We start from the raw sequence: 22,594 nt of genomic DNA, 5'->3' as shown, positions 1-22,594 counted from the left end.
GTATTGGTCACGATCATGCCCGTCATTCTATAAAGGCGTTACAAAATAAAACGAGAGGTTTCATGAAACCGCGCCTGCATTGTGCCCGCCTTGCCCTGTTCCTGTGTGGCTGTGCGGCGTTTCTCAACCTCTATGCCACCCAAAGCATTCTCCAGACCTTTGCCGCGCATTTTCACATCAGCGCGAGGGCCGCGGGCTGGAGCATTACCGTCACCACCCTGGCCGTAGCGATCACCGCACCCTTCGTCAGCCGCCTGACCGGTCGCTTCGAGCAGCGCACGGTGATAGCGGTGGCGGCGTTGCTGCTGGCGGTGCCGGCGTTGATGACCGCCTATGCCGACAGCTTCGCCGAAGTGCTGGTGTGGCGTTTTGTTGAGGGCATGTTGATTCCGGTGGTGTTCGCCACCAGCGTGGCTTACATCGGCGACCGTTGGAGCGGCGGCACGGTCACTGAGGTTACCAGCCTCTACGTCGCGGGCACGGTGTTGGGCGGGTTCGCCGGGCGCTTCGTCACCGGTGTGATGACCGAATACGTGGGCTGGCGTGAAGCGTTTGAATTGCTGGCGGTGCTGAGCCTGATGGTGGGCGGGTTTATCCAGTTTCTGTTGCCCGCCAATCGGTCACGAACGATGCCGTTCAAAGCCTCGTCTTCGAGTGTCTTTCGCAGACCCTTGTTGGCCGCGTATGCCGTAGGTTTTTGCGTGTTGTTTTCCCAAGTTGCGACCTTTACCTACGCGGGTTTGTACCTCGGACTACCACCGTTCAATCTGGGCACTGCGGCGCTGGGCACGCTTTACATGGTGTTCCTGTTGGCCCTGATCGTAATCCCCATCGCCGGGCGTTTGAGCAAAGCCCGTCCACATGCCGAACTGCTGACGATTGCCGCCGTACTTGGCATCAGTGGCGGCGCCCTGACTCTGGCACCGTCGCTGTGGTGCATTGTGGTGGGCCTGGCGCTTAGCTCCACCGGCGTGTTCCTCGCCCAGGCCGCCGCCAACGCCTTTACCACCGCAACTGCCCGTGACAACAAGGCCGGCGCCGTGGGCGTCTACCTCACCTGTTATTACCTGGGCGGCAGTTGCGGTGCCATCGTCCCTGCATTGTTCTGGGAACGTTGGGGTTGGGCCGGGTGCGTAACGCTGGTTATCGGTTTTCAACTGCTGACCCTGCTGATTGCCCTGACCGGCTGGAAACCCCTCAAACCCGAGCTGATCCAAACGCCATGAACGATACCGTCGCCGTGCCTGCTGGCGAACCGTCAAGCCGTCGCCGCTCGCTGATCGCCGGCTGCAGCGCCCACGCCGTGCACGATGGCCTCACCGATGTCATCTATGTTCTGTTGCCGATCTGGCAGGCCCAGTTCGCGTTGTCCTACGCCCAGATCGGCCTTTTACGTGGCGCTTATTCCGGGATGATGGCGGTGTTCCAGTTGATGGCCAGCCGCGCCGCCCAACACTGGGGGCGCTTACCGATGCTGGTGGGCGGGACTGCGCTTGCGGGAATCGCCTACCTGTTGGTGGGACAAGCGAGCGGGCTGACGCTGTTATTGCTGGCGCTGCTGCTCGGCGGCTTGGGCGCCAGCACCCAGCATCCACTGGCCTCCTCGATGATTACCGACGCTTACGAGGACGGTGGCGGGGTCAAGCAAGCGCTGTCCCAATACAACTTCTCCGGCGACATCGGCAAAACCCTGATCCCCGGACTGGTTGGCGTGTTGCTCACCTTGATCAGTTGGCGTGCCAGCGCCACGCTCCTGGGGCTTCTCGGCCTGGCTGCGGCGGGACTGCTGTGGTGGATGATCCCCAACCAGCCACACGCAGCCACGGCCACTCAAAAAACCAGGCCACTCACTGGCACCGGCTCCGCCAGCGGCCTGCGCGCGCTGATCCTCACCGGCACGCTCGACAGCGCCGTGCGCATGGGTTTCCTCACCTTTCTACCGTTCCTGCTGCAAGCCAAAGGCGCCGGCACTGCCGGCATCGGGCTGGCGCTGACGATGCTGTTCATCGGCGGCGCATTCGGCAAACTGCTCTGCGGCTACCTCGGTGTGCGCATCGGCATGATGAAAACCGTGTGGCTAACGGAAACCAGCACGGCCCTCCTGATCGTCGCGGCGGTGTACCTGCCGCTGACGGCGTTGATGGTGATGTTGCCGGTGCTGGGGTTGGCGCTGAACGGCACGTCTTCGGTGCTCTACGGCGCCGTGCCGGACCTGGCGGGCGCCGGCAAGCGCGAGCAGGCTTTTGCGCTGTTCTACACCGGCACGATCGGCGGCGGGGCGCTGGCGCCGTTGCTGTTTGGCGCAGTGGGGGACGCGCTTGGGGTGTCGGTGGCGGTGCTGGTGTTGGCGGGGATGTTGGGGGTGACGTTGCCGTTGGCGTGGGTGGTGCAGCGGGGTGTGGGGATTGAGGGGTGATTGCCATTTTTTCAGATGGAAAACTCAGTTCCGTCCTACGTCATGTCACAGGTTCGCTGGTTGTAGAGTTTGCGCTTCAGAAATCTCGGCGCATGTTTCGTATGCCTATCAATGAGTGACGTATGGCTGTTGCGTGATAGGAAACGATCGGCATAAGCTACTTATGCGCCAGTGACGTATAGGCGTGAGCATGATATTTATCGAGTCGCTCGCATTTACAGAAGATTTGGAAGCGCTTCTGAGTGACGAAAGTTACAGTGAGTTCCAAGAGTTTCGGGCGGAAAATCCCACCGCTGGTGATGTTATTCAGGGGACCAATGGCCTCAGGAAAATCCGCTGGGCGTCGCAGGGAAAGGGAAAAAGGGGTGGTGTCAGAATTATCAACTACCACCTCTGTATGACCTATCAAATTAGATTGATCCTGATCTATCGAAAGGGCGTCAAAGATGATCTTTCGCCGGCGGAAAAGAGAATCCTGTGCGAGATAAACCGAAGGTGGGAGTGATGGAAAAAAACTGTTCAATCGTCTGGTCGAGAGCATGACCCAGATGGACGAGATCGTACGAGGCGAGCACCCCCCATCCCGCGAATTTTTTGTTGATGCCTTGAAGGTAAAAGAGATTCGACACGCCACGGGACTGTCACAAGCGCGCTTTGCGAAGGCGATTGATGTGCCGGTGGGAACGCTTCAAAACTGGGAGCAAGGGCGACGTGAGCCGGAGGGACCGGCAAGGGCATTGTTGCGCGCCCTTTACAATGATCCGGGTCACGTATTGGCAGCCCTGGAGTATAGATAACCATCTATAGGCGGTTTTTTTGTTTGAGTAGCCTGCGTCAGCGTTTCGCGAGCTTTTGCCACAAAATCGGTTGCACTGGGACGTTCGGCATCATCGCGGTCAGCCAGGACTTGAAATGGGTATTTGGGGAACGAAAGCCTGATTTTTTGAGGGTCACAGCCGAATTTGTCAGCGAGGCAGTCGAGAAGAGCCAAGGCGGCTTTCTGCGCAGCGGCGTTATCGAGAATCTCGATGAGCAGGATCCGAAACTTGTTTACGTCGAAGTTGTTCGGTAGGGGGCATAGCTGGAATCGTCGTTTCTAAAAAGACGAGTTCAGCGAAAAGGGAATCCGCAACGCATCGACAGGCCCTTCACGCACGCCACACATTTCATCATGCACGCAGTGCTGCACCAGCACGCAAGGGAACGGCGGCACCCGTTGCAGCAAGTTGCGCAAGTGGGTGGTAGACCCGATGCGCATCGGCTTCCCGTCATCACCGACCAGCGTTATTTCAACGTGATCCAGCCTGATGCGCGCCAGGTAGAAACCGCCCTCCAGCGACAGCAGTTCCAACTCGCGTACCTCGCCCTTCGTGGCCAGTTCGCTCAGCATTTGAATATTCATGATTCATCCTCTGTTCATTGGCGACGAAAGAACAACGTGACCTGCCCCCATTCGACGCCGAACTTGGACATGCTCGAACGGTTGATCAGCGTGTCTTCGTCCATCAGGTACATCCAGTCGTCAAAGCTGACTTCGTACACGGAGCCATCCACCGGCAGGTTGAGGCGGTAGCGCCAACGCAACGCGTTCCCGGCCACCTCGCCAATGGCCTCGCCGACCACGTCACTGGCCCGTCCGCGCCAGCGCCCAGGGCCATCCGGCGTAAGCGTCCACACCCGCTGTTGGCGCGTACCATCGCTGTATAGAAAACGTTCGTCGAGAATCAAGGCGTTGCCCTCGCGCCGGCTGGCGATGTCCACCTCAAAGCGCTTGGCCACTTCCCCCGAACGCTTCTGGAATATTCCCCAGGCCTTGACGGGTTTGCTGAAGAAACGCTCCAGATCCAATTGTGGTTGCTGGTCGGCGTAGTGGTCGACACCGACACTGCCGCAGCTGCACAGGCTCAGTGCCAGGAACAGTGAAACCAGTAGACGGCGCATTGTCCGGCTCCTTGATCGTGCGAGGCGAGGTGCCGACGCTCAAGGGTTTATAGTTGTACATGAAATTGTATTTGTACAGGTTTTGTGGCGCGTTATTTGGAAGATGCGGAGATTTAGACGGGATATTCCCAAACCCCACCCATAAAAAAACCGGCCCCAAGGGCCGGTTTTTTCATGCATCCCCCGTCAAAAACATTCTGACGCGGGAGCAAAATCTGAGTGGAGCGGGTGAAGGGAATCGAACCCTCGTTATCAGCTTGGGAAGCTGGAGTAATGCCATTATACGACACCCGCTCAGAGCGGCTGACTTTGTACCAGATGTGCGCCGGGATTTGAAGTTTTTCTTCGAAAAATGTGCGGGTTGCGTGCGTTGAACCAGGCGACGAACGGACCCAATGCAGTAGCGAGCAAGGGCTAGCCGCCCGCCTCGCTCCTGCAAGGGATCTCATTTCAGATTGCGAATGCATGCTGCGTCTGGCCCTGGTGATACCGCAATCGGCTCACCTGCCGCTGCGGTTTCAGAAAGCCCACCACCGCCTCCCGGCTGTCCCGGCACGCTGCCTTGTGCTCCATGTCCAAAAAGTGCCCGGTTGCCTGGATCGTGCTGAAGCTGCTGTTCGCCACGTATTGGCCGAACTGCTTGGCATCCTCCGCGCTGGTGTATTCGTCCCACTCGCCGTTCAAGAACAGCACCGGCACGTCGATCTGCCGCGCGGCCTTGAGGTAGCACAGTCGGTCACTGTTAAGCACCTGGCTGATGTGGAAGTGCATCTGGCCATATTCGTGCTCGGCCAGGCCGCTCACGTGCTTGTAGTTGAAACGCTTGAACAGTGACGGCAGGTGTTTGCCAATCGTGCTGTTGACCAGGTGGCCGACGCTATGACGGTCGAGGTTGCCGAGGTAGTCGACGCCGCGCTCAAGATAGTCGCGCATAGGGGCGTTGATCACCGGCGAGAACGAGCTGATCACGGCCTTTTCCACGCGACAGGGTCGGTGGGCGAGGGCGACGAGGGTGGCTGCGCCGCCCCAGGAGAACGACAGCACGTGTTCGGCGGCGAAGTGGTCGATGAGTTCCAGGAGTATCTGGCCTTCGACTTCTTTCGTTAGCATCTGCTCGTGGCGGTTATGGATTTTGGATCGACCGGCGTAGGGCTGGTCGTACAAAACCACGTTGAATTGCGGGTACAGGCTTTTTACGGTTTGGGCGAAGGATGCCGTGGTGGCCATCGAGCCGTTGACCAGGATGATGGTCTTTTCAGCTGCGTCCGCGCGATAGAACTCCGTGTAAACCCGATACTGACCCTGTATATCCAGCACAGCGATTTCTGGCCTCATGTCGTAAGACTCCTGGCAAGCGGGTAGTGCGCGCAGATCACTCTGCACGAGCTTTGTGACAGGTAGGCATACGCCTGGAAGATGAGGGCCCATGTCGATCCGGTGACGGCTGGTCGACGGGTATTGTTATGACGGGCTGTTTGCCTGAGAGGCCCGTCGGTCAAGCGCGGGCGGGGCAAGGTGTTTCTTGGAGGTTATAGGCGACTCGTCAGTCATAATTTGGCTGACGGTTTGATTCAAGCAGCAGACCCGGGATGTCGCAAGTCGCAGAAATGGGTTTTTGCCATCACCGGCCGAACGGTCGTCAGACCTGTCGTATTTCATCCAGGGTCAGCGCGCGATACGCGCCGGGCGCCAGCGAACAATCGAGCGCCAGCGGCCCCATGCGCTCGCGATGCAAGCCGATCACCTTGTTGTTGAAGTGCCCGAACATGCGCTTCACCTGGTGATAGCGACCTTCGATGATGCTCAAGCGCGCCGTCCTCGGGCCCAGCAGCTCCAGCTCGGCCGGTTGGGTGGTGAGGTCTTCAAACGCGAAGTACAGGCCCGCCTTGAACGTCGCGGCATAGTGCGCACCGATGTTCTGCTCGGTTTCCACAAGGTAGACCTTGGGCAGTTTGGTTGTCGGTTGTGTCAGGCGCCGCGACCACTGGCCGTCGTTGGTGATCAGCATGAGGCCCGTGGTGTTGAAGTCCAGACGGCCGGCGATATGCAGCTCGGCGATGTCGGGCTCGTCCAGCAGCTCCAGCACGGTAGGGTGTTGCGGATCCGAGGTGGCGCTTACGCAACCCTGGGGTTTGTGCAGCATGAAATAACGCGCCGGTTTGCCCTCTTGAAGCACTTCATCGTCCACGCACACACGGCTGAACTCACGCACTTCATGATGAGGGTCGCTGACCTTCACGCCATCGACGGCCACCCGCCGTTCAACCAACAGCAGGCGCACTTGCTGGCGATTGAAACGTGGCAGGTTGCTGAGGAAACGGTCGATACGCATTACTGAGGCTCGATCCCACGCAATTGCTCATTGACCTGGGCACAGCGCGGGCACAGGCAGGCCTTGTTGCGCAACTCGTCGGGCAGCGCTTGGAGCACCGCCGGGTCGATGGTGACGGTGTAGCACCAGCAGGCTTGGTCTGCGGTGCGTGGGTCGGCCAGGGTGCAGTCGTTGCGGGCACCGCAGGCGGGGCAGAGGGTGGGTGTGGTCATCGCTCGGTTCAGGCTGGATCGGGCAGGGCGCCGAAGGTCCCTGCACGATACAGCGCCGGTCAGTCGCGTTCCAGCACCACGACCCGCTGGCCAGCGCCGATGCCGCTGCCCGGTTTTACGGGAATTTCCCGCACCACGCCGGCAAACGGCGCCACCACCGGAATCTCCATCTTCATCGACTCCAGAATCACCAGCACATCCCCGGCCGCCACTCGCTCACCCGCCACCACCTGGACCTGCCAGAGATTGCCGGCGATGTGGCTGTCGATGCTGTACTCGTTGGCCTGCAGCGGCGTGTCGTCACCCGGTGGCGGCGCCAGTTCTTCGCTGTCGAAATGCGCCTGGCCGCTGGCAATCCAGCGCTCGCGTTCGGCATTGAAGGCGTGCTGCTGTTGCTCACGAAACGCGCCGATACTCGAGGCTTCCCGGGCGAGAAAAGCCTGGTAATCCGCCAGGTTCAACTCGCTCTCTTCGATGCTCAACTCGAAGCGCCCGAGCGGAAAATCCCGGCGTATCTGCACCAGCTCTTCGGCGCTCACCGGGTAGAAGCGAATCTGATCGAAAAATCGCAGCAGCCACGGTTTGCCGTCAAACGCCGCCACCTCGCGATAGCGATTCCACATCTGTAAGGTGCGCCCCACGAACTGATAACCACCGGGGCCTTCCATGCCATACACGCACAAGTACGCGCCACCGATGCCCACCGAATTTTCGGCGGTCCAGGTGCGGGCCGGGTTGTACTTGGTGGTCACCAGGCGATGGCGCGGGTCCAGCGGCGTCGCCACCGGGGCGCCGAGGTAGACGTCGCCCAGGCCCATCACCAGATAGCTGGCATCGAACACGGTGTGGCGGACTTCGTCGAGGTTGGCCAGGTCGTTGATACGGCGGATGAACTCCAGGTTACTCGGGCACCACGGGGCGTCCTTGCGCACGGTGGTCATGTATTTTTCGATCGCCAGTTGGCACGCCGGATCGTCCCAGGACAGCGGCAGGTGGACGATGCGTGAGGGCACTTGCAGGTTTTGCGTGGCGCACACGGCGGTCCATTCGCTGGTGATCAGCAGTAGCAGGTTGGCCAGGGGCAGTTGTTCGGGTTGGTAGTGGATTTGCAGCGAGCGGATGCCGGGCGTCAGGTCGATCACGCCGTGCAGCGCGCGGGCCTGGAGGGCTTGCATGAGGGCGTGGGCGCGAAAACGCAGCACCAGGTCGAGCTCGGGGGCGCCGATTTCCAGGAGCAGGTGGGTATCGCCGGCGAGGCGGGCGACGAGGCGGGCGTCGGCGTGGCCGATGTCCAGCACCACAGGCGACGCGATCAAATGTGGGAGCGGGCTTGCTCGCGATGGCATCACCTCGGTCTGACTGTGAGACCGAGTCGCCTGTATCGCGAGCAAGCCCGGCTCCCACATTTGATCCCATTTCAAGGCGAGGTCGCGGGCGGTTTTGATGTCCACTGGTTCAAAGCGAATATGGTCCCCCGCCTTGAGCTGTCCGAGCTGCCACAGGTCTGCCTCGATCACCGTCACCGGGCACACAAACCCACCCAGGCTCGGCCCGTCCGGCCCGAGAATCACCGGCATGTCCCCGGTAAAATCCACCGCCCCAATCGCGTAGGGATTGTCGTGAATGTTCGACGGATGCAGCCCGGCTTCGCCGCCGTCCGTACGCGCCCATTCAGGCTTCGGCCCGATCAAGCGAACGCCGGTGCGGCTGGAGTTGAAATGCACCTCCCACTGCGTGGCGAAGAAGGTGTCGATGTATTCGGGCTTGAAGTATTCCGGCGCGCCATGGGGGCCATAAATCACCCGCAGCGTGCGCACGTCAGTCAGCGGTTCGGCGATCAACTGCTGCCCGGCGGCGACGTCCATCAACGGCAACACATGCAACACATCACCCGCCCGCAAGGCGCGCCCGCCATGCCCACCAAACTGGCCAAGGGTGAACGTGCTTTTGCTGCCCAGGTAGTCCGGCACTTGCAGCCCGCCGCGCAGGCACAGGTAACTGCGTGCGCCGGCGCCGGCGATAGTTCCCAGACTCAAGGTGGCGCCCTCAGGGATGAGCAGCGCGGTATTCATCGGCACAGTCAGGTCATTCAACAGCAGCGGAATCTCTGCACCCGTCACCGCGACAACCGACGCACAGTTGAAGCGCAACATCGGCCCGCTCATGGTGATTTCCAGCGCAGCGGCGCCGTCGCTATTACCCAGCAGACGATTGCCCAGTCGCAGGGCGCGGCTGTCCATCGGCCCGGACGGCGGAACCCCAACGGCCCAATAACCGAGGCGACCGGGGTAGTCCTGCACGCTGGTTTGAGTGCCCGCGCTGATCACCTCGAAGGTGTTGGCACTGTAGACCAGGTCTTCCAGGCAACGCGTCCAAGGCCGGCCGCTGGCGAAGGGTGCGGCGAGCAAAATCTGGCGCAAGTAATCGCGGTTGGTTTCCACGCCGTACAGCTGGCTGTCGCTCAAGGCTTGATGCAAATCCAGGCGCGCCTGTTCGCGGGTGGGCGCCCAGGTGATGAGCTTGGCGATCATCGGGTCGAAGTACGGCGGGATCTCGCAACCGGCTTGCACCCAAGTGTCGATCCGCAAGCCCTCGGCCACCGGGAAGTCCACGCGGGTCAAAAGCCCGGGGCTCGGCTGGAAGTCGCGGCCCGGATCTTCCGCATACAGCCGCGCTTGAATCGCATGGCCTTGCGGTTTCAATTCCAGCTCACTCAGCGGCGGCAGTTCACCCGCCGCCAGTTGCACCATCCAGCGCACCAGGTCCACGCCCCACACCTGCTCGGTGACGCCATGCTCCACCTGCAACCGCGTGTTCACTTCGAGGAAATAGAAGCGGCCGTCGGCGCTGTCGAAGATGAATTCCACGGTGCCCGCGCTGCGGTAATTCACCGCCTTGGCCAGCGTGATGGCGGCCGCGCACAGTTCATCGGCCATGCCTTCGGGCAGGTTCGGCGCGGGGGTTTCTTCGAGGACTTTCTGGTTGCGCCGCTGCACCGAACAGTCGCGCACGCCGAGGGCGATGACCTCACCCGCGCCGTCGCCGAACACCTGCACTTCCAGGTGGCGAGCGTGCTGGATGTACTTCTCGATAAACACACCCGCGTCGCTGAAGTTGTTCTGCCCCAGGCGTTTGACTGTCTCGAAGGACTCGCTCAACTCCGCCGCGCTGCGGCACACGCGCATGCCGATACCGCCACCGCCGGCAGTGCTTTTGAGCATGACGGGATAGCCCACGCTATCGGCTGCAAGCAGCGCGGCGTCGAGGCTGTCGAGCAGCTCGGTGCCTTCCAGCAGCGGGATCTGGTGTTGCTTGGCCAGCGCCCGAGCGGTGTGCTTGAGGCCGAATACACGCAGCTGTTCCGGCGTCGGCCCGACAAAGGCGATGCCGGCGTTTTCACAGGCCTCGGCGAACGCTGCGTTCTCTGAAAGAAAACCATAGCCAGGATGAATCGCCTTGGCACCCGAAGCCTTCGCCAGGGCGAGGATTTTTTCCACCGCCAGGTAGGTGCTCGCCGCCGCGCCTTCACCGAGGCTGTAGGCCTCATCGGCTTGTTGGATGTGCAGGCTGGCGGCATCGGCTTCGGCGTACACCGCAATGCCCTTGACGTGGAGTTCGCGCAAAGTGCGCAGGATGCGGCAGGCGATGGCGCCCCGGTTGGCGATCAAGAGTTTTTCGAACATGGTAAAACCCTGCGGGCCGTCCCGCAAAGTGAGGGAACACTACGGTCGTCCGCAGTGCATGTCATGAGTGTGGGAGGGGGCTTGCTCCCGATGACGTGAGCCAGTGAGCGCATGTGTGGCTGACTCAGCGCCATCGGGAGCAAGCCCCCTCCCACATTGTTCAGCGGTTTCGCAGGCACTGCCCGCTGCGGGCCTGGCAGAGGGCAAACAGCCAAGCGCGCAACCGCTTCATTTTCAATTCCATACGAATAACTCCGCAGGGGTTGGGTTGTAGCCGTTGCACGGGTTGTTCAGTTGCGGGCAGTTGGAGATCAGCACGATCACGTCCATTTCCGCGCGCAGTTCAACGTACTTGCCGGGAGCGGAAATACCGTCTTCAAACGTCAGCCCGCCGTCGGCCGTCACCGGCACATTCATAAAGAAATTGATGTTCGGCCCGATGTCGCTTTTGCCCAGTCGACCGTCATGGGCGCAGGCCCGCAGGTAGTTGTCGCGGCAGCTGTGCATGTAGCGTTTTTCCAGGGCGTAGCGCACGGTGTTGCTCTCTTGCGCGCAGGCGCCGCCGAGGGTGTCGTGGCGCCCGCAGGTGTCATCGACAATGGTCAGCATCGGCTGGCCGAGGTTGGAATACAGCACGCTGCCGGTGCCCAGGTACACGCTGTTTTGTCGGCGCAGGGTGCGCTGCACGTCGTAGCGTTCCTTGGGGTTTTTGAGGCTGTAGAACAGCGTATCCACGGCCTGGTTGCCCTCAAGGTCGAGGATGCGCAAGGTCTGCCCGGCCTTGACCTCCATCAGCCACGGCTCGCCGGCGGGAATAGTCGCGCGGTACACCGCTGCGTCAGGTTGTTTCAGTGCGATAGACATGGCAGCTCCTCAGGCGAACAGACGGTCGGTGTTGATAAAGCCGCGCTCGTTTTCCGGGCGCGAGGTGCGACAGTGTTCGGCGACGCTGGCGTCGGCGTTCATCCAGCTCAGTTTCAGCGGTTGCGGCGCGTACTCGGGGTTGGGGTCCATCGGGTGCTGCAGGGCGGTGAGCACCACTAGGGTGTCCATCGGTGCGTACAGTTCGATGTAGTCACCGGCCTTGGAATTGTCCGGTACGAAGTGCAAACCCCCGTTGTCGTCCACGCTGATTCGGCTGAACAGGTTGAGGGTCATCAGCAAGTCGGACAGGCCCAGGCCCCACTTGCCCAGCTCCACCAGCAGGTTGTCGGTGCCGTTGCGGAAGAAGCCGTTGCGCAGCTCCTGGTAGCGTCCCTGGCCGTACTTCCGGGCGACCTCGGACGCGCACAGTACGCCGCCGATGCTGTCACTCCAGCCGCAGGTGTCGGCGGTGATCGCTGCCAGTACGCGGCCCATGTCCGAGTACAGGCAATGGCCGCGGGTGAGCTTGGCGGTGTGTTGGCATTTGAGGCTGTCGGGCAGGTTCAGGCGCTCGGTTTTTTCGTTGGCGTTGAGCAGCGTCAGGCTGACGTTGGCGCCGCCGCGAATGTCGGTGAGGCGCAGCAGTTGGCCGCGCTTGAGCACGAAGGAACGGTGGCCGCCGCCGGGCAGCGTTTCTTCGGCGAACGGCGGGAACAATTGGGTGGAGTCGGTCATTTGGAAGTTGCTCCAAGTTCGGCGGCGATCGCCTTGCGGCGCTCGCTGTTCAAAGGGATGTCGTAGGTGATGCGGGCGCCATAGGCACCGGGCGCGTGGGGATCGACGCGGACCTTGTCGAACACCAGCAGGCGCGTGCCGAGGCTGAAGCCTTCGCTCAGGTCGTGTGTGACCATGAACACCGTCAGCCGGGTTTCGCGCCACAGCGCCAGCAGCAACTGATGCATGTCTTTGCGAATGCCCGGGTCGAGGGCACCGAAGGGTTCATCCAGCAGCAATACGCGGGGTTTCATGATCAGGGCCTGGGCGATGGCCAGGCGTTGTTGCATGCCGCCGGAGAGCTGCGCCGGGTACTTGTCGAGGGCGTGGCCCAGGCCGACTTTTTGCAGCAGTACCGAGGCCTGTTCCCGTGCGTCTTTTTTGGCTTTGCCGAACAGCCGTCCCAACAGTCGTGAGTGCGGCAATTCAAGGCCGAGGGCTACGTTGTCGAGCACGGTCAAATGCGGGAACACCGAGTAACGCTGGAACACCACGCCACGGCTGGCATCCGGCTCGGCGGCGAGGGGTTGGCCGTCGAGCAAAATCTCACCTTTGCTCGCGGTTTCCTGGCCCAGCAGCAGGCGTAAAAACGTCGACTTGCCGCAACCGGACGTACCGACCAGCGTGCAAAACTCGCCCTCAGCCACGTGCAGGTTGAGGCCTTCAAGCACCACCTGGTCGCCGTAGCGCTGCCACACATTGTTGACGCTGATAAAGCTCATGCCCGCGCTCCTTCGTACCAGGGGAACGCGCGTCGGGTCAGGGCCTTGAGGCCCCAGTCCATCAGCCAGGCGAGCAGGGTGATCCACACCACATAGGGCAAAATCACGTCCATCGCCAAGTAGCGGCGCACCAGGAAGATCCGGTAGCCCAAACCGTCGGTAGACGCGATGGCCTCGGCGGCGATCAGGAACAACCACGCCGAGCCCAGCATCAGCCGGAGTGAGATCAGCAGGCGCGGCAGCAATTGCGGCAACACCACGCGCAGCATCAGGGTCCAGGTGGATGCGCCGAGGGTCTGTGCCTTCACCAGCAACTCGACCGGAATTTCCCGCGCCCGCTGTTCCAGATCACGCGCCAGGCACGGGGTGACGCCAATCACGATCAGCATCACCTTGGACAATTCCCCCAGGCCAAACACGATGAACAGAATCGGCAGGATCGCCAGCGGCGGCACCATCGACAGCACCGTCAGCAACGGCGATAACGGCGCGCCAAACAGCGGCAACGTGCCGGCGGCGATGCCCAGGCACAGGCCGGCGAGGGCACTGATGCCGAGGCCGATCGCCAGACGGCGCAGGCTCGATGCGCTGTCTTGCCACAACACGTATTCGCCGGTGCGAGTGTCGGCTGTGAAGGCCAGGCGCTTGACCGCTTCAAGCATTTGCCCGGCGCCGGGCAGCAGCTTGTCGTTGGGGTTCTCCGCCAGGCGCTCGGCCGAGCCCACAAAGTAGGCGAACAGCAGCAGGGCGAACGGCAGCAGCACCAACAACAGGCGGCTGGAGCGGTCCGGGTGACGGTTGATCAGGCGCATGGCCAGGTCCTCTTACAGCGTGCCGTCGGCGGCCATCTGCACGTAGCTGGGGTCGAAGTGCAGCTTGAGGTTGGTTTTGTCGCCGCTGGTCACGCCATTGGCGAAGCTCATGCCCACGGCGCTGGTGTCCTTGGCACCTTCACCGAGCAGGCCGTGCTGGAAGGAGAACTCGGTGACCTTGCGCATGGTGGCCGGCAATTGCGCGCTGGTGGCGAAGGCCAGAGCTTCCTTGGGCGTGGCGAAGAGCTTGGTGGTGTCCAGTTGCGACTGGAAGCCCTTGAGGTCAGTACCGGAGGCCTTGGCCATATGCTCGAGGGCTTCGGTGCTGGCGGGGCCCTTGGCGTTCATCAGGGCGACCACTTCAAACCAGGCGCCGGTCAGGGCTTTGCCCAGGGCCGGGTTGTCTTTGAGGGTTTGGGTGTTGACCACCATCATGTCCATGATTTCGCCGGGCACTTTGCTGGAGTCGAACACTTCGCTCACGCCGGGTTTGGCCTTGATCTCGGAGAGCATCGGGTTCCAGGTGGTCACCGCTTGTACCTGATCGGTGTTGAAGGCGGCGGCGATGTCGGCGTCGGAGGTGTTGACCACTTTCAGGTCTTTTTCGGTCAGGTCCGCCGACTCCAGCGCACGGGCCAGCAGGTAGTGGGAGACCGAGAGCTCCACCAGGTTGACGTTCATGCCCTTGAGGTCGGCCACGGTCTTGCCGGTACCTTTGATGACCACGCCGTCGTTGCCGTTGGAGAAGTCGCTGACCACCAGCGCGGTGCTGTCCACGCCACCGGCGGCGGGGATGGTCAGGGCGTCCATGTTGGTCATGGTGCAACCGTCGAACTGGCCGGCGGTGTACTGGTTGATGGATTCGACGTAGTCATTGAGCTGCACCACGTCGATGGTGATGCCGTACTTCTTCGCCCACTTGTCGAGGATGCCTTGGCTGCCGGCGTACTCCCAGGGCATCCAGCCGGCGTAAATCGTCCAGCACACGCTGAAGTGGTTTTTGGCGGCGGCCTGGGTCTGGAAGCTCAGCACGGCGGCGAAAGCGGCGGCGAGCAGGGAGGGTAAACGGATTGAGGGCATGGGGCTTCTCCAGTTGATCGAGGGCGAGCAGGAGCAACGCGGCACCGTGAACGGTGGCTTGTCTCCCGGGCTTTTATCCCGCCGTGTAACCTCAACTGGAGGTCGCCAACTCTCGGACCAGCCACTCGCTTTTAGCGAGCCGGAACCCTAGTCGGCCATTGCAAATTGTGGTGCCGCGAACCTGTGATGAATCCTGCACGGTAGAGGTAAAGCGAGAGTCGTGCCAAGTGCGCAGAAGCCCGGCGTATCAGCCGGGCAAGCGAGAGAGGAGGGCAGAGGCGAGCAGTTTGTGCGTCCCGCTGGTGCGCAGACGCACTGCAATGAGGCGGTTACAGCCGGAACTTGCCGACCAGCACGTTGAACGAGGTGGCCAAGCGTGACAGCTCTTGGCTGGAGGCGCTGGTCTGGAGGGCGCCGGCGGCGGTCTGGGTCGACAGGTCCTGGATGTTGAGCAGGTTGCGATCGACTTCGCGGGCAACCTGGGCCTGCTCCTCCGAAGCGGAGGCGATCACCAGGTTGCGCTCATTGATTTTCGCCACGCTAGCCGTGATCCGCTGCAGCGCTTCGCCAGCGTTCTGGGCCAGGCTCTGGGTGTTGTTGGCCCAGCTCAGGCTTTTGCTCATCGCGGCCACCGCGCCATCCGCCCCGGCCTGGACTTCGCTGATCATTTTTTCAATGTCGACCGTTGAGGATTGGGTGCGATGGGCCAGCGCCCGAACTTCATCGGCCACCACCGCAAAGCCCCGGCCTTGCTCACCCGCCCGCGCGGCTTCGATGGCCGCATTGAGGGCCAGCAGGTTGGTCTGATCGGCGATGCCACGGATCACATCAATCACCTTGCCGATTTCCCGAACCTGGTTGGCGAGGTCTGCAACCGATTGCGTCGAATCGTTAATTTCCAACACCATCGAGGACATGCCTGACACGGCCTGGTCCACCTGCTGACGACCGTCTTCGGCTTCAGTCGTCGCTTGGCGAGACGCTTCCGAGGTCGACACGGCGTTACTCGCCACTTCGTCGACCGCTGCGGTCATCTGGTTAACGGCCGTGGCGGCTTGCTGAATTTCATCATTCTGACGAGTCAGGCCGCGCGTACTTTCATCGGTCACTGCGCTCAGTTCTTCTGCGGCTGACGCCAGTTGGTCTGAGGCGTTGGCGATTTCCAGCAAGGTACTTTTCAAGCCGCCCTGCATATCGGACAGCGCCAGGAGCAGTTGCCCGGTTTCGTCGGTGCGTTCGGTGACGATGGCGTGGGTCAGATCGCCTTGGGCAATGCGCTGGGCGCTTTCCACGGCCTGGGCGATAGGGCGGGTGATCAGGCGGGTGATGAGCAGGCCGATGATGATGGCAATGATGAAGGCCAACACAATGCCGCTGATCATCCACGTCATCGCGCTGGTGCGTAAGTCATCGGCAGCGGCAGCACCCTCTTTGATTTGGCGGTTGTTGGATTCGATCATTACGCGGATCAGTTCGCGGGCCTGGCGGAACAGTTCGTTGTTGCCGGTGTTGAGTTGCGTACGGGCTTGTTCGAGTTGGCCAGCGTCGAGCATCGACATGATCTGCGCGGAGCTGGCGATGTAGTTAGGCAAGACCTGGTCGAGCGTGTCCCCGGCAGCGCGTTCGTCTTCCTCACTAGGGGTGGCGCGGTAGGTGGCATACGCCGTCTGGCTGCGTTTGAGTTCGTTCGCGATGTCCTGGCGCACACGGTCGCGGTCTTGCTGAGGTACGTCGCCTTTGCTGGCATCCATCAAGCGGTATAAACCACGGTTGTGGGCGACCAGGCCATTGAGGGTGGCGGCGGTGTTGCTGACCGATACCAGGTTGTTGGAGAAGGCAGAGTCCAGCGCAGACGCCAGCCGGATCACGCCTTTGATGCCCAATGCACCCACGACCAGAGTAACCAATGCGCACAACACGAATGAGAGCAACAGTTTGGACGAAATCTTCATAGCAGAAATCCGGGTATATAGGGATAGGAGGCTCGAACCAGAGCCTCCATGGCATTGTGCGATGTCATAACGACAGTACCCGAAAACTGAAAGTTTCAGTCGGTATAAAAAAGTTCTGATTCCCGCGTTGTTCTGATAGCTGCAAGCTATGCAGGTGTGCCGGATACGTTGGGGCGTGGGGGGCGTGGGGATATATTTCAAACTATTGCAAAAACGCACCAGATTCGCTTTTTGATGTCAGATATTTCGTCATTCAGTGAAAGCTGAATGCCGCCCCCCAGCGTCGCTGGAGGTGCTCTTCCGCGGTCCAGGAGGCCGCCATGTATCGACGACTGCTTCTCAGCGCTTTACTCGGTCTGACCCTTTCCGCTTGCGTGCCCTATTACGATGGAGGCCAGAGCTACTACCGTTCCGAGGTCTACACCTCGCCGGCGCCAGCGTATTACTACGGCGGTGGTTCGGCGTATCAATACCGGCGTGATTACTACCCCTCGCCACGTTACTACGCGCCAGCCCCGCGTTATTACTCAGCCCCGCGTTATTACCAGCCGGCGCCGCGCTACTATCCCGCCGGCCCAAGAGCGGGGTACCGGCCTTATCCGAACCAGGGCTGGGGCGACCGCGGGGGTAATGGCGGGCATGGGCGTGGTGGCGATCATGGAGGGGGCCGCGGCGGCCACCGTTGACAGGTCTTGAAAACAAGCGGCGCAGGAAGCGCCGCTTTTTTGTGGGCGCGGTTTATCAGGACTGTCAGATTTAACAGCTATCTTATGGGTCTCAGATGTACTTCACTTGGAAGAGGCCGTTGCGCCTTTTGTGTTCCCATTGAGCTAATGGAACTTCCTGATGATCAAGCTAATGGTGTGTGTGTTTCTGATGGTGGCCGGTATTTCAAATGTGAAAGCGGAGCAAGGCTGCCCCTATACGTCAATGATCAAATACGTTGACGGCTACTTTCAGACGACGACTCGACCAGTACGCTGGCAAAGCCAGAAGATCGGTCAACAGGATTTTATCGACCAGTTTATTGGCGCCATTTTTACCCCGGGCAATACGAACGAGCGGGAAAAAGGCTATGTCGACAAGTGCAGCTACCTGACCAATAACGGCCGGCGCGTGGACTTGCGGTATGGCAAGCCGGGGGAGGCAGAAACGATGTCGCTGACAAGCACTCTGCACTGGCAACTCGCCACCGACCCCCTCGGCCTACCGGTATATATCTGCCAGGACAGTCAGCCCGATAACTGCAAATTCACCGTCAAAATACCGAAGCGGTAACCTGTCAAAAGTAGGAAAAGTCCGCTAGCGGATGCCGACCTTCCCACGCTTTGTTGAAGTGCGCCTGCACCACTGCCTCCGGGATCGTATTGATGTCCGGCCAATGCCAGTGGGGCTTCTGGTCCTTGTCGATCAACCGCGCACGGACCCCTTCGCTGAATTCCGGATGCCGGCAGCAGTTCAGGCTCAAGGTGTATTCCATCTGGAATACCTCGGCGAGGGACAGATGGCGGGCGCGCTGGATCTGTTCCCATACCAGGTGCGCCGTCAGCGGGCAGCCCTCGCTGAGGGTCTTGCCGGCGCGGCTGAACAGCGGGTCGGCGTGGTCACGCAACAGGCTCAAGGCGCGCCAGGCGCACCGCACATCACTCACATCCAGCCATTCGTCGATCTGTGCGCGGCGCGGCAGCCATTGCGCTTCGGGTTGCTGGTCGACGGCTTCCTGGGCCAGGGCCTTGAGCAGGCTGTTGAGCTGCATGGCGCTCTGTTCCTGCCAGTTCAGTTGCAGCAGGCCTTCGAGCAGTTCGTCTTGCTGGTCATCGCGCAGGAAGCGGTCAGCCAGGCCCAACTCGAGGGCATCACGGCCGTTGATGTGTGCACCGGTGAGGCCAAGGAATAATCCGAGCTTGCCCGGCAGTCGCGACAGAAACCAACTGGCCCCGACGTCCGGGTACAGGCCGATGCTGATCTCCGGCATGGCCAGGCGGCTGCTCGGGGTGACGATGCGCACGGACGCGCTTTGCAGCAGGCCCATGCCACCGCCCAGCACATAGCCGTGGCCCCAGCAGATTAGCGGTTTGGGGTAAGTGTGCAGCCGGTAATCGAGGCGGTATTCCGCGGCAAAAAACTGCGCAGCCACGGCCGGCACTTCGCCCGGATGTTCCCGGCAGGCCTGGGCCAGGCTGCGCACTTCGCCACCAGCGCAAAACGCTTTGGGGCCATTGCCGCGCAGCAGCACGCAGACGATGTTCGGGTCTTTGGCCCAGGCATCCAGGCGTTCGCCCAAGGCCAGGATCATCGGCAGGGAGAGGGCGTTGAGGGACTTTTCAGCGTCCAGGCTGGCGATGCCGATGCGGGCACCGTCGCTGCCGGTCAGCTCTTCGAAGTGCAGGTTCATCGTAACCTCAATCGAGAAAGTGAAGGTTGAGTATGATCGCTTCCAGGGAAAGTGCCGGTTGTGTGTCAGATCAATTGACAAGCGGGGTCGGCTTTCCTAGGGTTCGCGCATTCTTTTTTTACACGATGATCCGACCATGACCGAAGGCGACCGTATCAAACTCGAACCCAGCTGGAAACACGCCCTGCAGGATCAGTTCGAGCTGCCGTACATGGCTCAGCTGCGCGAATTCCTGCGCCAGGAACACGCGGCTGGCAAGGAAATCTATCCGCCCGGCCCGCTGATTTTCAACGCCCTCAACTCCACGCCGCTGGACAAGGTCAAGGTAGTGATCCTCGGCCAGGACCCTTACCACGGCCCTGGCCAGGCCCACGGGCTGTGTTTCTCGGTGCAACCAGGCGTGCCGGCGCCGCCGTCCCTGGTCAACATCTATAAAGAGCTCAAGCGCGACCTGAACATCGACATTCCCAGCCACGGCTACCTGCAAAGCTGGGCCGACCAGGGCGTGCTGATGCTCAACACCACCATGACCGTGGAGCGCGCCAACGCCAACGCTCATGCCGGCAAGGGCTGGCAGTTTTTTACCGATCGGATTATCGAGGTGGTCAGCGAGCATCAGCCGCATTTGGTGTTCCTGCTGTGGGGCGCCCATGCGCAGGGCAAGCAGAAGCTGATCGACGCGACCAAGCACCTGGTGCTGACGTCGGTGCACCCGTCGCCGTTGTCGGCGTATCGCGGGTTTTTGGGCTGCGGGCATTTCAGCCGGACCAATAAATTTCTTGAGCAGAATGGTGAAACGCCGATTGAGTGGCGGTTGCCGCCACTCTGACCCTGATTAGTGTAGGAGCCGGCAAGCCTGGCTCCTACAACGGTTTGTCCGGTTGACGGTTCCAGTGCCGGAACAACGGCTCCGCCAGGAACAGCACAAACAACAAGCGCATCACCTGCATTGCCGTCACCAACGGCACCGACAGTTGCAGCGTCTCTGCCGTGAGGCTCATCTCGGCAATGCCACCGGGCATCATGCCCAAGGTCAGCGAGCGTAGATCCAGATGAGTCAACGCACTCAGTCCCACTGCCGCTAATGTTGCGAGTGCCATGGTCAACGCCGTACCGACCAACGTGCGCGCCATGAACGACGGCGCACGCCGAAAGAACTGACGGTTGAAGTGGCACCCCAAGCCGCTGCCGATCAGCCACTGGCCGATCTGGCTGCCGCCGTCAGGCAGGCCGATGTGCAGGTCCCACACCACGCTGGCTGTCGCGCTCACCAGCAAAGGCCCGAACAGCCACGGGTTTGGCTGACGCAAGCGCTGCCATCCCCAGACAACCAGCGCGCCAATTGGAAACAGCAGCGCCAGCCAAGTCCAGTTCACGGGCGCCGGATGAAACTGCGGCGCGCCGGCGTCCAGCAAGTATTTGAAAATTGCCGGCACACACAGCACCACCACAAGCACCCGCAAACTCTGCCCCGCCGCGACACGGCTGAGCACCGCGCCATTGCGTGCGCCGAGGTTGACCATCTCTCCGGAACCGCCTGGCATGCTGGAGAAAAATGCGGTGGCGCGGTCCTCACCGCTGCGGCGCATCAACCACACGCCAACCACGCTCGACAGGCTGGTGACCAGCGCGCCGAAGAAGATCAGCCCGAAGTGGCTCATCACCTGCTCGATCACCACTGGGGTGAAGTGCAGGCCGATGCCGATACCCACCACCCATTGGCCGCATTTGCGACCGCCGGGTATCTCCGCCAACTGCCACGGCGTGAGGCAACGCACCAGAATGATCGCCAGCAACGAGCCGACCATGTACGGCAAAGGCCAGCCGACGAGGCTGGCCAGGTAACCGCCGGCCAGGCCGACCAGCGGTGTTCCCCACCAATGTTTAAAGGTGACCTCAGACATCGGCCACGGCACGACGCTGCAGGGCACGCTTGCGGTAGATGCGCACCAGCGGGAACAGCAGCATCAACGCGGTCAGTACCCATACACCGAAGGTGATCGGGCTGGACCAGAGGATTTGCAATTCACCGTTGGAAATCGACAGCGCGCGGCGCAGGTTCTGCTCCATCAAGCCACCGAGGATAAAACCCAGCAACACCGGCGACAGCGGGAAGTCGAGCTTGCGCAGGATGTAGCCGAAGATGCCGATACCCACCATCAGGAACAGGTCGAAGGTGGTGGCGTGAACGGCATACACACCGATCGCAGTGATGATCGCGATCACCGGCACCAGCGCCCAGTTCGGCACGGCGAGGATACGGGTGAAGATGCGGATCATCGGAATGTTGAGGATCACCAGCATGGTGTTGGCGATAAACAACGACGCGATCAGGCCCCAGACGATGTCCGGTTGCTGTTGGAACAGCAGCGGGCCCGGCGTGATGTTGTACAGCGACAGGGCGCCGATCATCACTGCAGTGGTGCCCGAACCGGGTACGCCGAGGGTCAGCATCGGCACCAGTGCGCCGCAGGCGGAAGCACCGATCGCGGTTTCCGGGGCGGCGAGACCGCGCATGTCGCCTTGTCCGAATTTGCCGCTGGCACCTGCGATACGTTTCTCGGTCATGTAGGCAACGGCTGACGCCAAGGTCGCACCGGCACCTGGCAGTACACCCATGATGAAACCGAGCAGGCCGCAACGGATGTTCACCACGAACACCGACGAGGCTTCCTTGAAGTTGAACATCATGCGCCCGGTGGCTTTTACCGCTTCCTGGCCACGGTGGGTTTTTTCCAGCAGCAACAGAATCTCGCTGATGGAGAACAAACCGAGTACCAACACCACAAACTGGATGCCGTCGGTCAGGTGGATGTTATCGCCGGTAAAGCGGTACACGCCGCTGTTGGCGTCGATGCCAACGGCGGAGAGGAACAGGCCGATCAGCGCCGCCACAAACGTCTTCAGCGGTTTGTCACCGGCCATGCCGCCGAGACAGACAATGGCGAACACCATCAGCACGAAATATTCCGCCGGGCCGAAGGCAATCGCCCATTTTGCCAGCAGCGGCGCAAACAGCACCATGCCGCAGGTAGCGATAAACGCGCCGATGAACGAACTCCATGCCGACAGTGACAGCGCCACACCGGCCAGGCCTTTGCGGGCCATCGGGTAACCGTCGAGGGTGGTCATTACAGTGGAAGCTTCGCCCGGGATGTTCAGCAGGATCGAGCTGATACGGCCGCCGTATTCGCAGCCCAGGTACACGGCCGCCAGCAGGATCAGCGCCGATTCAGGCGGCAGGCCCAGGGCGAACGCGATAGGGATCAACAACGCCACGCCGTTGATCGGGCCCAGGCCCGGCAACAGGCCGACCACGGTGCCGATCAAGGTGCCGCACAGGGCGGTCACCAGGTTGTAGGGGGACAGCGCAACGCCGAAGCCCTGGCCCAAATAGCCAAAAGTATCCAT

The 22,594-nt window shown here is 61.3% G+C and carries 23 protein-coding genes, 1 tRNA gene and 1 riboswitch; of the genes, 8 read left to right on the top strand and 16 right to left on the bottom strand.

Annotated elements, in window-relative coordinates; translation table 11 throughout:
* Window positions 1-62 precede the first annotated feature (62 nt).
* The 5 genes from ACR52_RS01315 to ACR52_RS31050 all read left to right on the top strand — a co-directional run bounded on the left by ACR52_RS01315 (window position 63) and on the right by ACR52_RS31050 (window position 3,488).
* Window positions 63-1,226 carry an MFS transporter gene (locus ACR52_RS01315; protein ID WP_048719631.1) on the top strand — a complete coding sequence of 388 codons (1,164 nt, stop codon included), beginning with the start codon at window positions 63-65 and terminating at the stop codon, window positions 1,224-1,226.
* Window positions 1,223-2,416: an MFS transporter gene (locus ACR52_RS01310; protein WP_048719629.1), complete on the top strand. Its 1,194-nt coding sequence runs from the start codon at window positions 1,223-1,225 to the stop codon at window positions 2,414-2,416. The genes ACR52_RS01315 and ACR52_RS01310 overlap by 4 nt, the downstream gene beginning before the upstream one ends.
* A 190-nt stretch (window positions 2,417-2,606) precedes the next feature.
* Window positions 2,607-2,921, top strand: coding sequence for a hypothetical protein (locus ACR52_RS01305; RefSeq protein ID WP_048719628.1), 315 nt, complete (start codon window positions 2,607-2,609; stop codon window positions 2,919-2,921).
* A 34-nt stretch (window positions 2,922-2,955) separates the two neighbouring features.
* Window positions 2,956-3,213 carry a helix-turn-helix domain-containing protein gene (locus ACR52_RS01300; protein WP_048719625.1) on the top strand — a complete coding sequence of 86 codons (258 nt, stop codon included), beginning with the start codon at window positions 2,956-2,958 and terminating at the stop codon, window positions 3,211-3,213.
* Between the two features lie 23 nt (window positions 3,214-3,236).
* A complete protein-coding gene (locus tag ACR52_RS31050) occupies window positions 3,237-3,488 on the top strand; it encodes a hypothetical protein (protein ID WP_048719623.1) in 252 nt (83 codons plus the stop codon).
* Between the two features lie 24 nt (window positions 3,489-3,512).
* Here ACR52_RS31050 and ACR52_RS01290 read toward each other — a convergent pair whose 3' ends face one another.
* From ACR52_RS01290 to ACR52_RS01230, 13 genes are all read right to left on the bottom strand, one after another.
* Window positions 3,513-3,818, bottom strand: a complete 306-nt coding sequence (locus tag ACR52_RS01290; RefSeq protein ID WP_048719621.1) for a DUF6482 family protein — start codon at window positions 3,816-3,818, stop codon at window positions 3,513-3,515.
* 14 nt (window positions 3,819-3,832) lie between these two features.
* Window positions 3,833-4,357 (bottom strand): DUF3833 domain-containing protein, encoded by a 525-nt coding sequence (locus tag ACR52_RS01285; RefSeq protein WP_048719619.1) that lies wholly within the window; start codon window positions 4,355-4,357, stop codon window positions 3,833-3,835.
* A gap of 220 nt (window positions 4,358-4,577) precedes the next feature.
* Window positions 4,578-4,651: transfer RNA gene (locus ACR52_RS01280), tRNA-Gly, on the bottom strand.
* Window positions 4,652-4,807: 156 nt separating this feature from the next.
* A complete protein-coding gene (locus ACR52_RS01275) occupies window positions 4,808-5,692 on the bottom strand; it encodes an alpha/beta fold hydrolase (protein WP_048719617.1) in 885 nt (294 codons plus the stop codon).
* A 304-nt stretch (window positions 5,693-5,996) separates the two neighbouring features.
* Entirely contained in the window at window positions 5,997-6,689 is a 693-nt protein-coding gene (locus ACR52_RS01270) for a pseudouridine synthase (protein ID WP_048719615.1), read from the bottom strand.
* The gene (locus tag ACR52_RS01265) at window positions 6,689-6,901 is read right to left on the bottom strand and encodes a cysteine-rich CWC family protein (RefSeq protein WP_048719613.1); all 213 of its coding nucleotides are present in this window, start codon (window positions 6,899-6,901) and stop codon (window positions 6,689-6,691) included. The genes ACR52_RS01270 and ACR52_RS01265 overlap by 1 nt, the downstream gene beginning before the upstream one ends.
* A 59-nt stretch (window positions 6,902-6,960) precedes the next feature.
* Window positions 6,961-10,584, bottom strand: a complete 3,624-nt coding sequence (gene uca, locus ACR52_RS01260) for an urea carboxylase (protein ID WP_048719611.1) — start codon at window positions 10,582-10,584, stop codon at window positions 6,961-6,963.
* Window positions 10,585-10,818: 234 nt separating this feature from the next.
* Window positions 10,819-11,448: an urea amidolyase associated protein UAAP2 gene (locus tag ACR52_RS01255; RefSeq protein ID WP_048719609.1), complete on the bottom strand. Its 630-nt coding sequence runs from the start codon at window positions 11,446-11,448 to the stop codon at window positions 10,819-10,821.
* Between the two features lie 9 nt (window positions 11,449-11,457).
* Window positions 11,458-12,183, bottom strand: coding sequence for an urea amidolyase associated protein UAAP1 (locus tag ACR52_RS01250; RefSeq protein WP_048719608.1), 726 nt, complete (start codon window positions 12,181-12,183; stop codon window positions 11,458-11,460).
* Window positions 12,180-12,944, bottom strand: coding sequence for an ABC transporter ATP-binding protein (locus ACR52_RS01245; RefSeq protein ID WP_048719606.1), 765 nt, complete (start codon window positions 12,942-12,944; stop codon window positions 12,180-12,182). The genes ACR52_RS01250 and ACR52_RS01245 overlap by 4 nt, the downstream gene beginning before the upstream one ends.
* Window positions 12,941-13,756, bottom strand: coding sequence for an ABC transporter permease (locus tag ACR52_RS01240; protein ID WP_048719604.1), 816 nt, complete (start codon window positions 13,754-13,756; stop codon window positions 12,941-12,943). Before ACR52_RS01240 ends, ACR52_RS01245 begins: the two co-directional genes overlap by 4 nt.
* 12 nt (window positions 13,757-13,768) lie before the next feature.
* The gene (locus ACR52_RS01235) at window positions 13,769-14,836 is read right to left on the bottom strand and encodes a putative urea ABC transporter substrate-binding protein (RefSeq protein WP_048719602.1); all 1,068 of its coding nucleotides are present in this window, start codon (window positions 14,834-14,836) and stop codon (window positions 13,769-13,771) included.
* Window positions 14,837-14,896: 60 nt separating this feature from the next.
* A riboswitch (guanidine-I (ykkC/yxkD leader) is annotated at window positions 14,897-14,998 on the bottom strand.
* Window positions 14,999-15,165: 167 nt separating this feature from the next.
* The gene (locus ACR52_RS01230; RefSeq protein WP_048719600.1) at window positions 15,166-16,788 is read right to left on the bottom strand and encodes a methyl-accepting chemotaxis protein; all 1,623 of its coding nucleotides are present in this window, start codon (window positions 16,786-16,788) and stop codon (window positions 15,166-15,168) included.
* Between the two features lie 320 nt (window positions 16,789-17,108).
* On the opposite strand from ACR52_RS01230, the gene ACR52_RS28990 reads away from it, so the two are divergent.
* Together ACR52_RS28990 and ACR52_RS01225 are read left to right on the top strand one after the other, a co-directional pair.
* On the top strand, window positions 17,109-17,474 hold the full coding sequence (locus tag ACR52_RS28990; protein WP_082143075.1) for a hypothetical protein: 366 nt from the start codon (window positions 17,109-17,111) through the stop codon (window positions 17,472-17,474).
* A 160-nt stretch (window positions 17,475-17,634) separates the two neighbouring features.
* A complete protein-coding gene (locus ACR52_RS01225) occupies window positions 17,635-18,066 on the top strand; it encodes a DUF3757 domain-containing protein (RefSeq protein WP_048719598.1) in 432 nt (143 codons plus the stop codon).
* A gap of 4 nt (window positions 18,067-18,070) precedes the next feature.
* Here the strand turns inward: ACR52_RS01225 and ACR52_RS01220 are convergent, their stop codons facing one another.
* A complete protein-coding gene (locus tag ACR52_RS01220; protein ID WP_048719596.1) occupies window positions 18,071-19,183 on the bottom strand; it encodes an enoyl-CoA hydratase/isomerase family protein in 1,113 nt (370 codons plus the stop codon).
* Window positions 19,184-19,319: 136 nt separating this feature from the next.
* Here ACR52_RS01220 and ung point away from each other — a divergent pair, with 136 nt between their 5' ends.
* Window positions 19,320-20,012, top strand: coding sequence for a uracil-DNA glycosylase (ung, locus tag ACR52_RS01215; protein WP_048719594.1), 693 nt, complete (start codon window positions 19,320-19,322; stop codon window positions 20,010-20,012).
* A 34-nt stretch (window positions 20,013-20,046) separates the two neighbouring features.
* On the opposite strand, the gene ACR52_RS01210 is transcribed toward ung, so the two are convergent.
* Window positions 20,047-21,087, bottom strand: a complete 1,041-nt coding sequence (locus ACR52_RS01210; protein ID WP_048719592.1) for an AbrB family transcriptional regulator — start codon at window positions 21,085-21,087, stop codon at window positions 20,047-20,049.
* Window positions 21,080-22,594: a tripartite tricarboxylate transporter permease gene (locus ACR52_RS01205; RefSeq protein WP_048719590.1), complete on the bottom strand. Its 1,515-nt coding sequence runs from the start codon at window positions 22,592-22,594 to the stop codon at window positions 21,080-21,082. The genes ACR52_RS01210 and ACR52_RS01205 overlap by 8 nt, the downstream gene beginning before the upstream one ends.

The organism is Pseudomonas fildesensis (genome assembly GCF_001050345.1).
GTDB classification, from domain to species: Bacteria; Pseudomonadota; Gammaproteobacteria; order Pseudomonadales; family Pseudomonadaceae; genus Aquipseudomonas; species Aquipseudomonas fildesensis.
The sequence above is the reverse complement of the archived record's forward strand: the minus strand, read 5'-3'. Positions and strand labels throughout refer to the sequence as shown.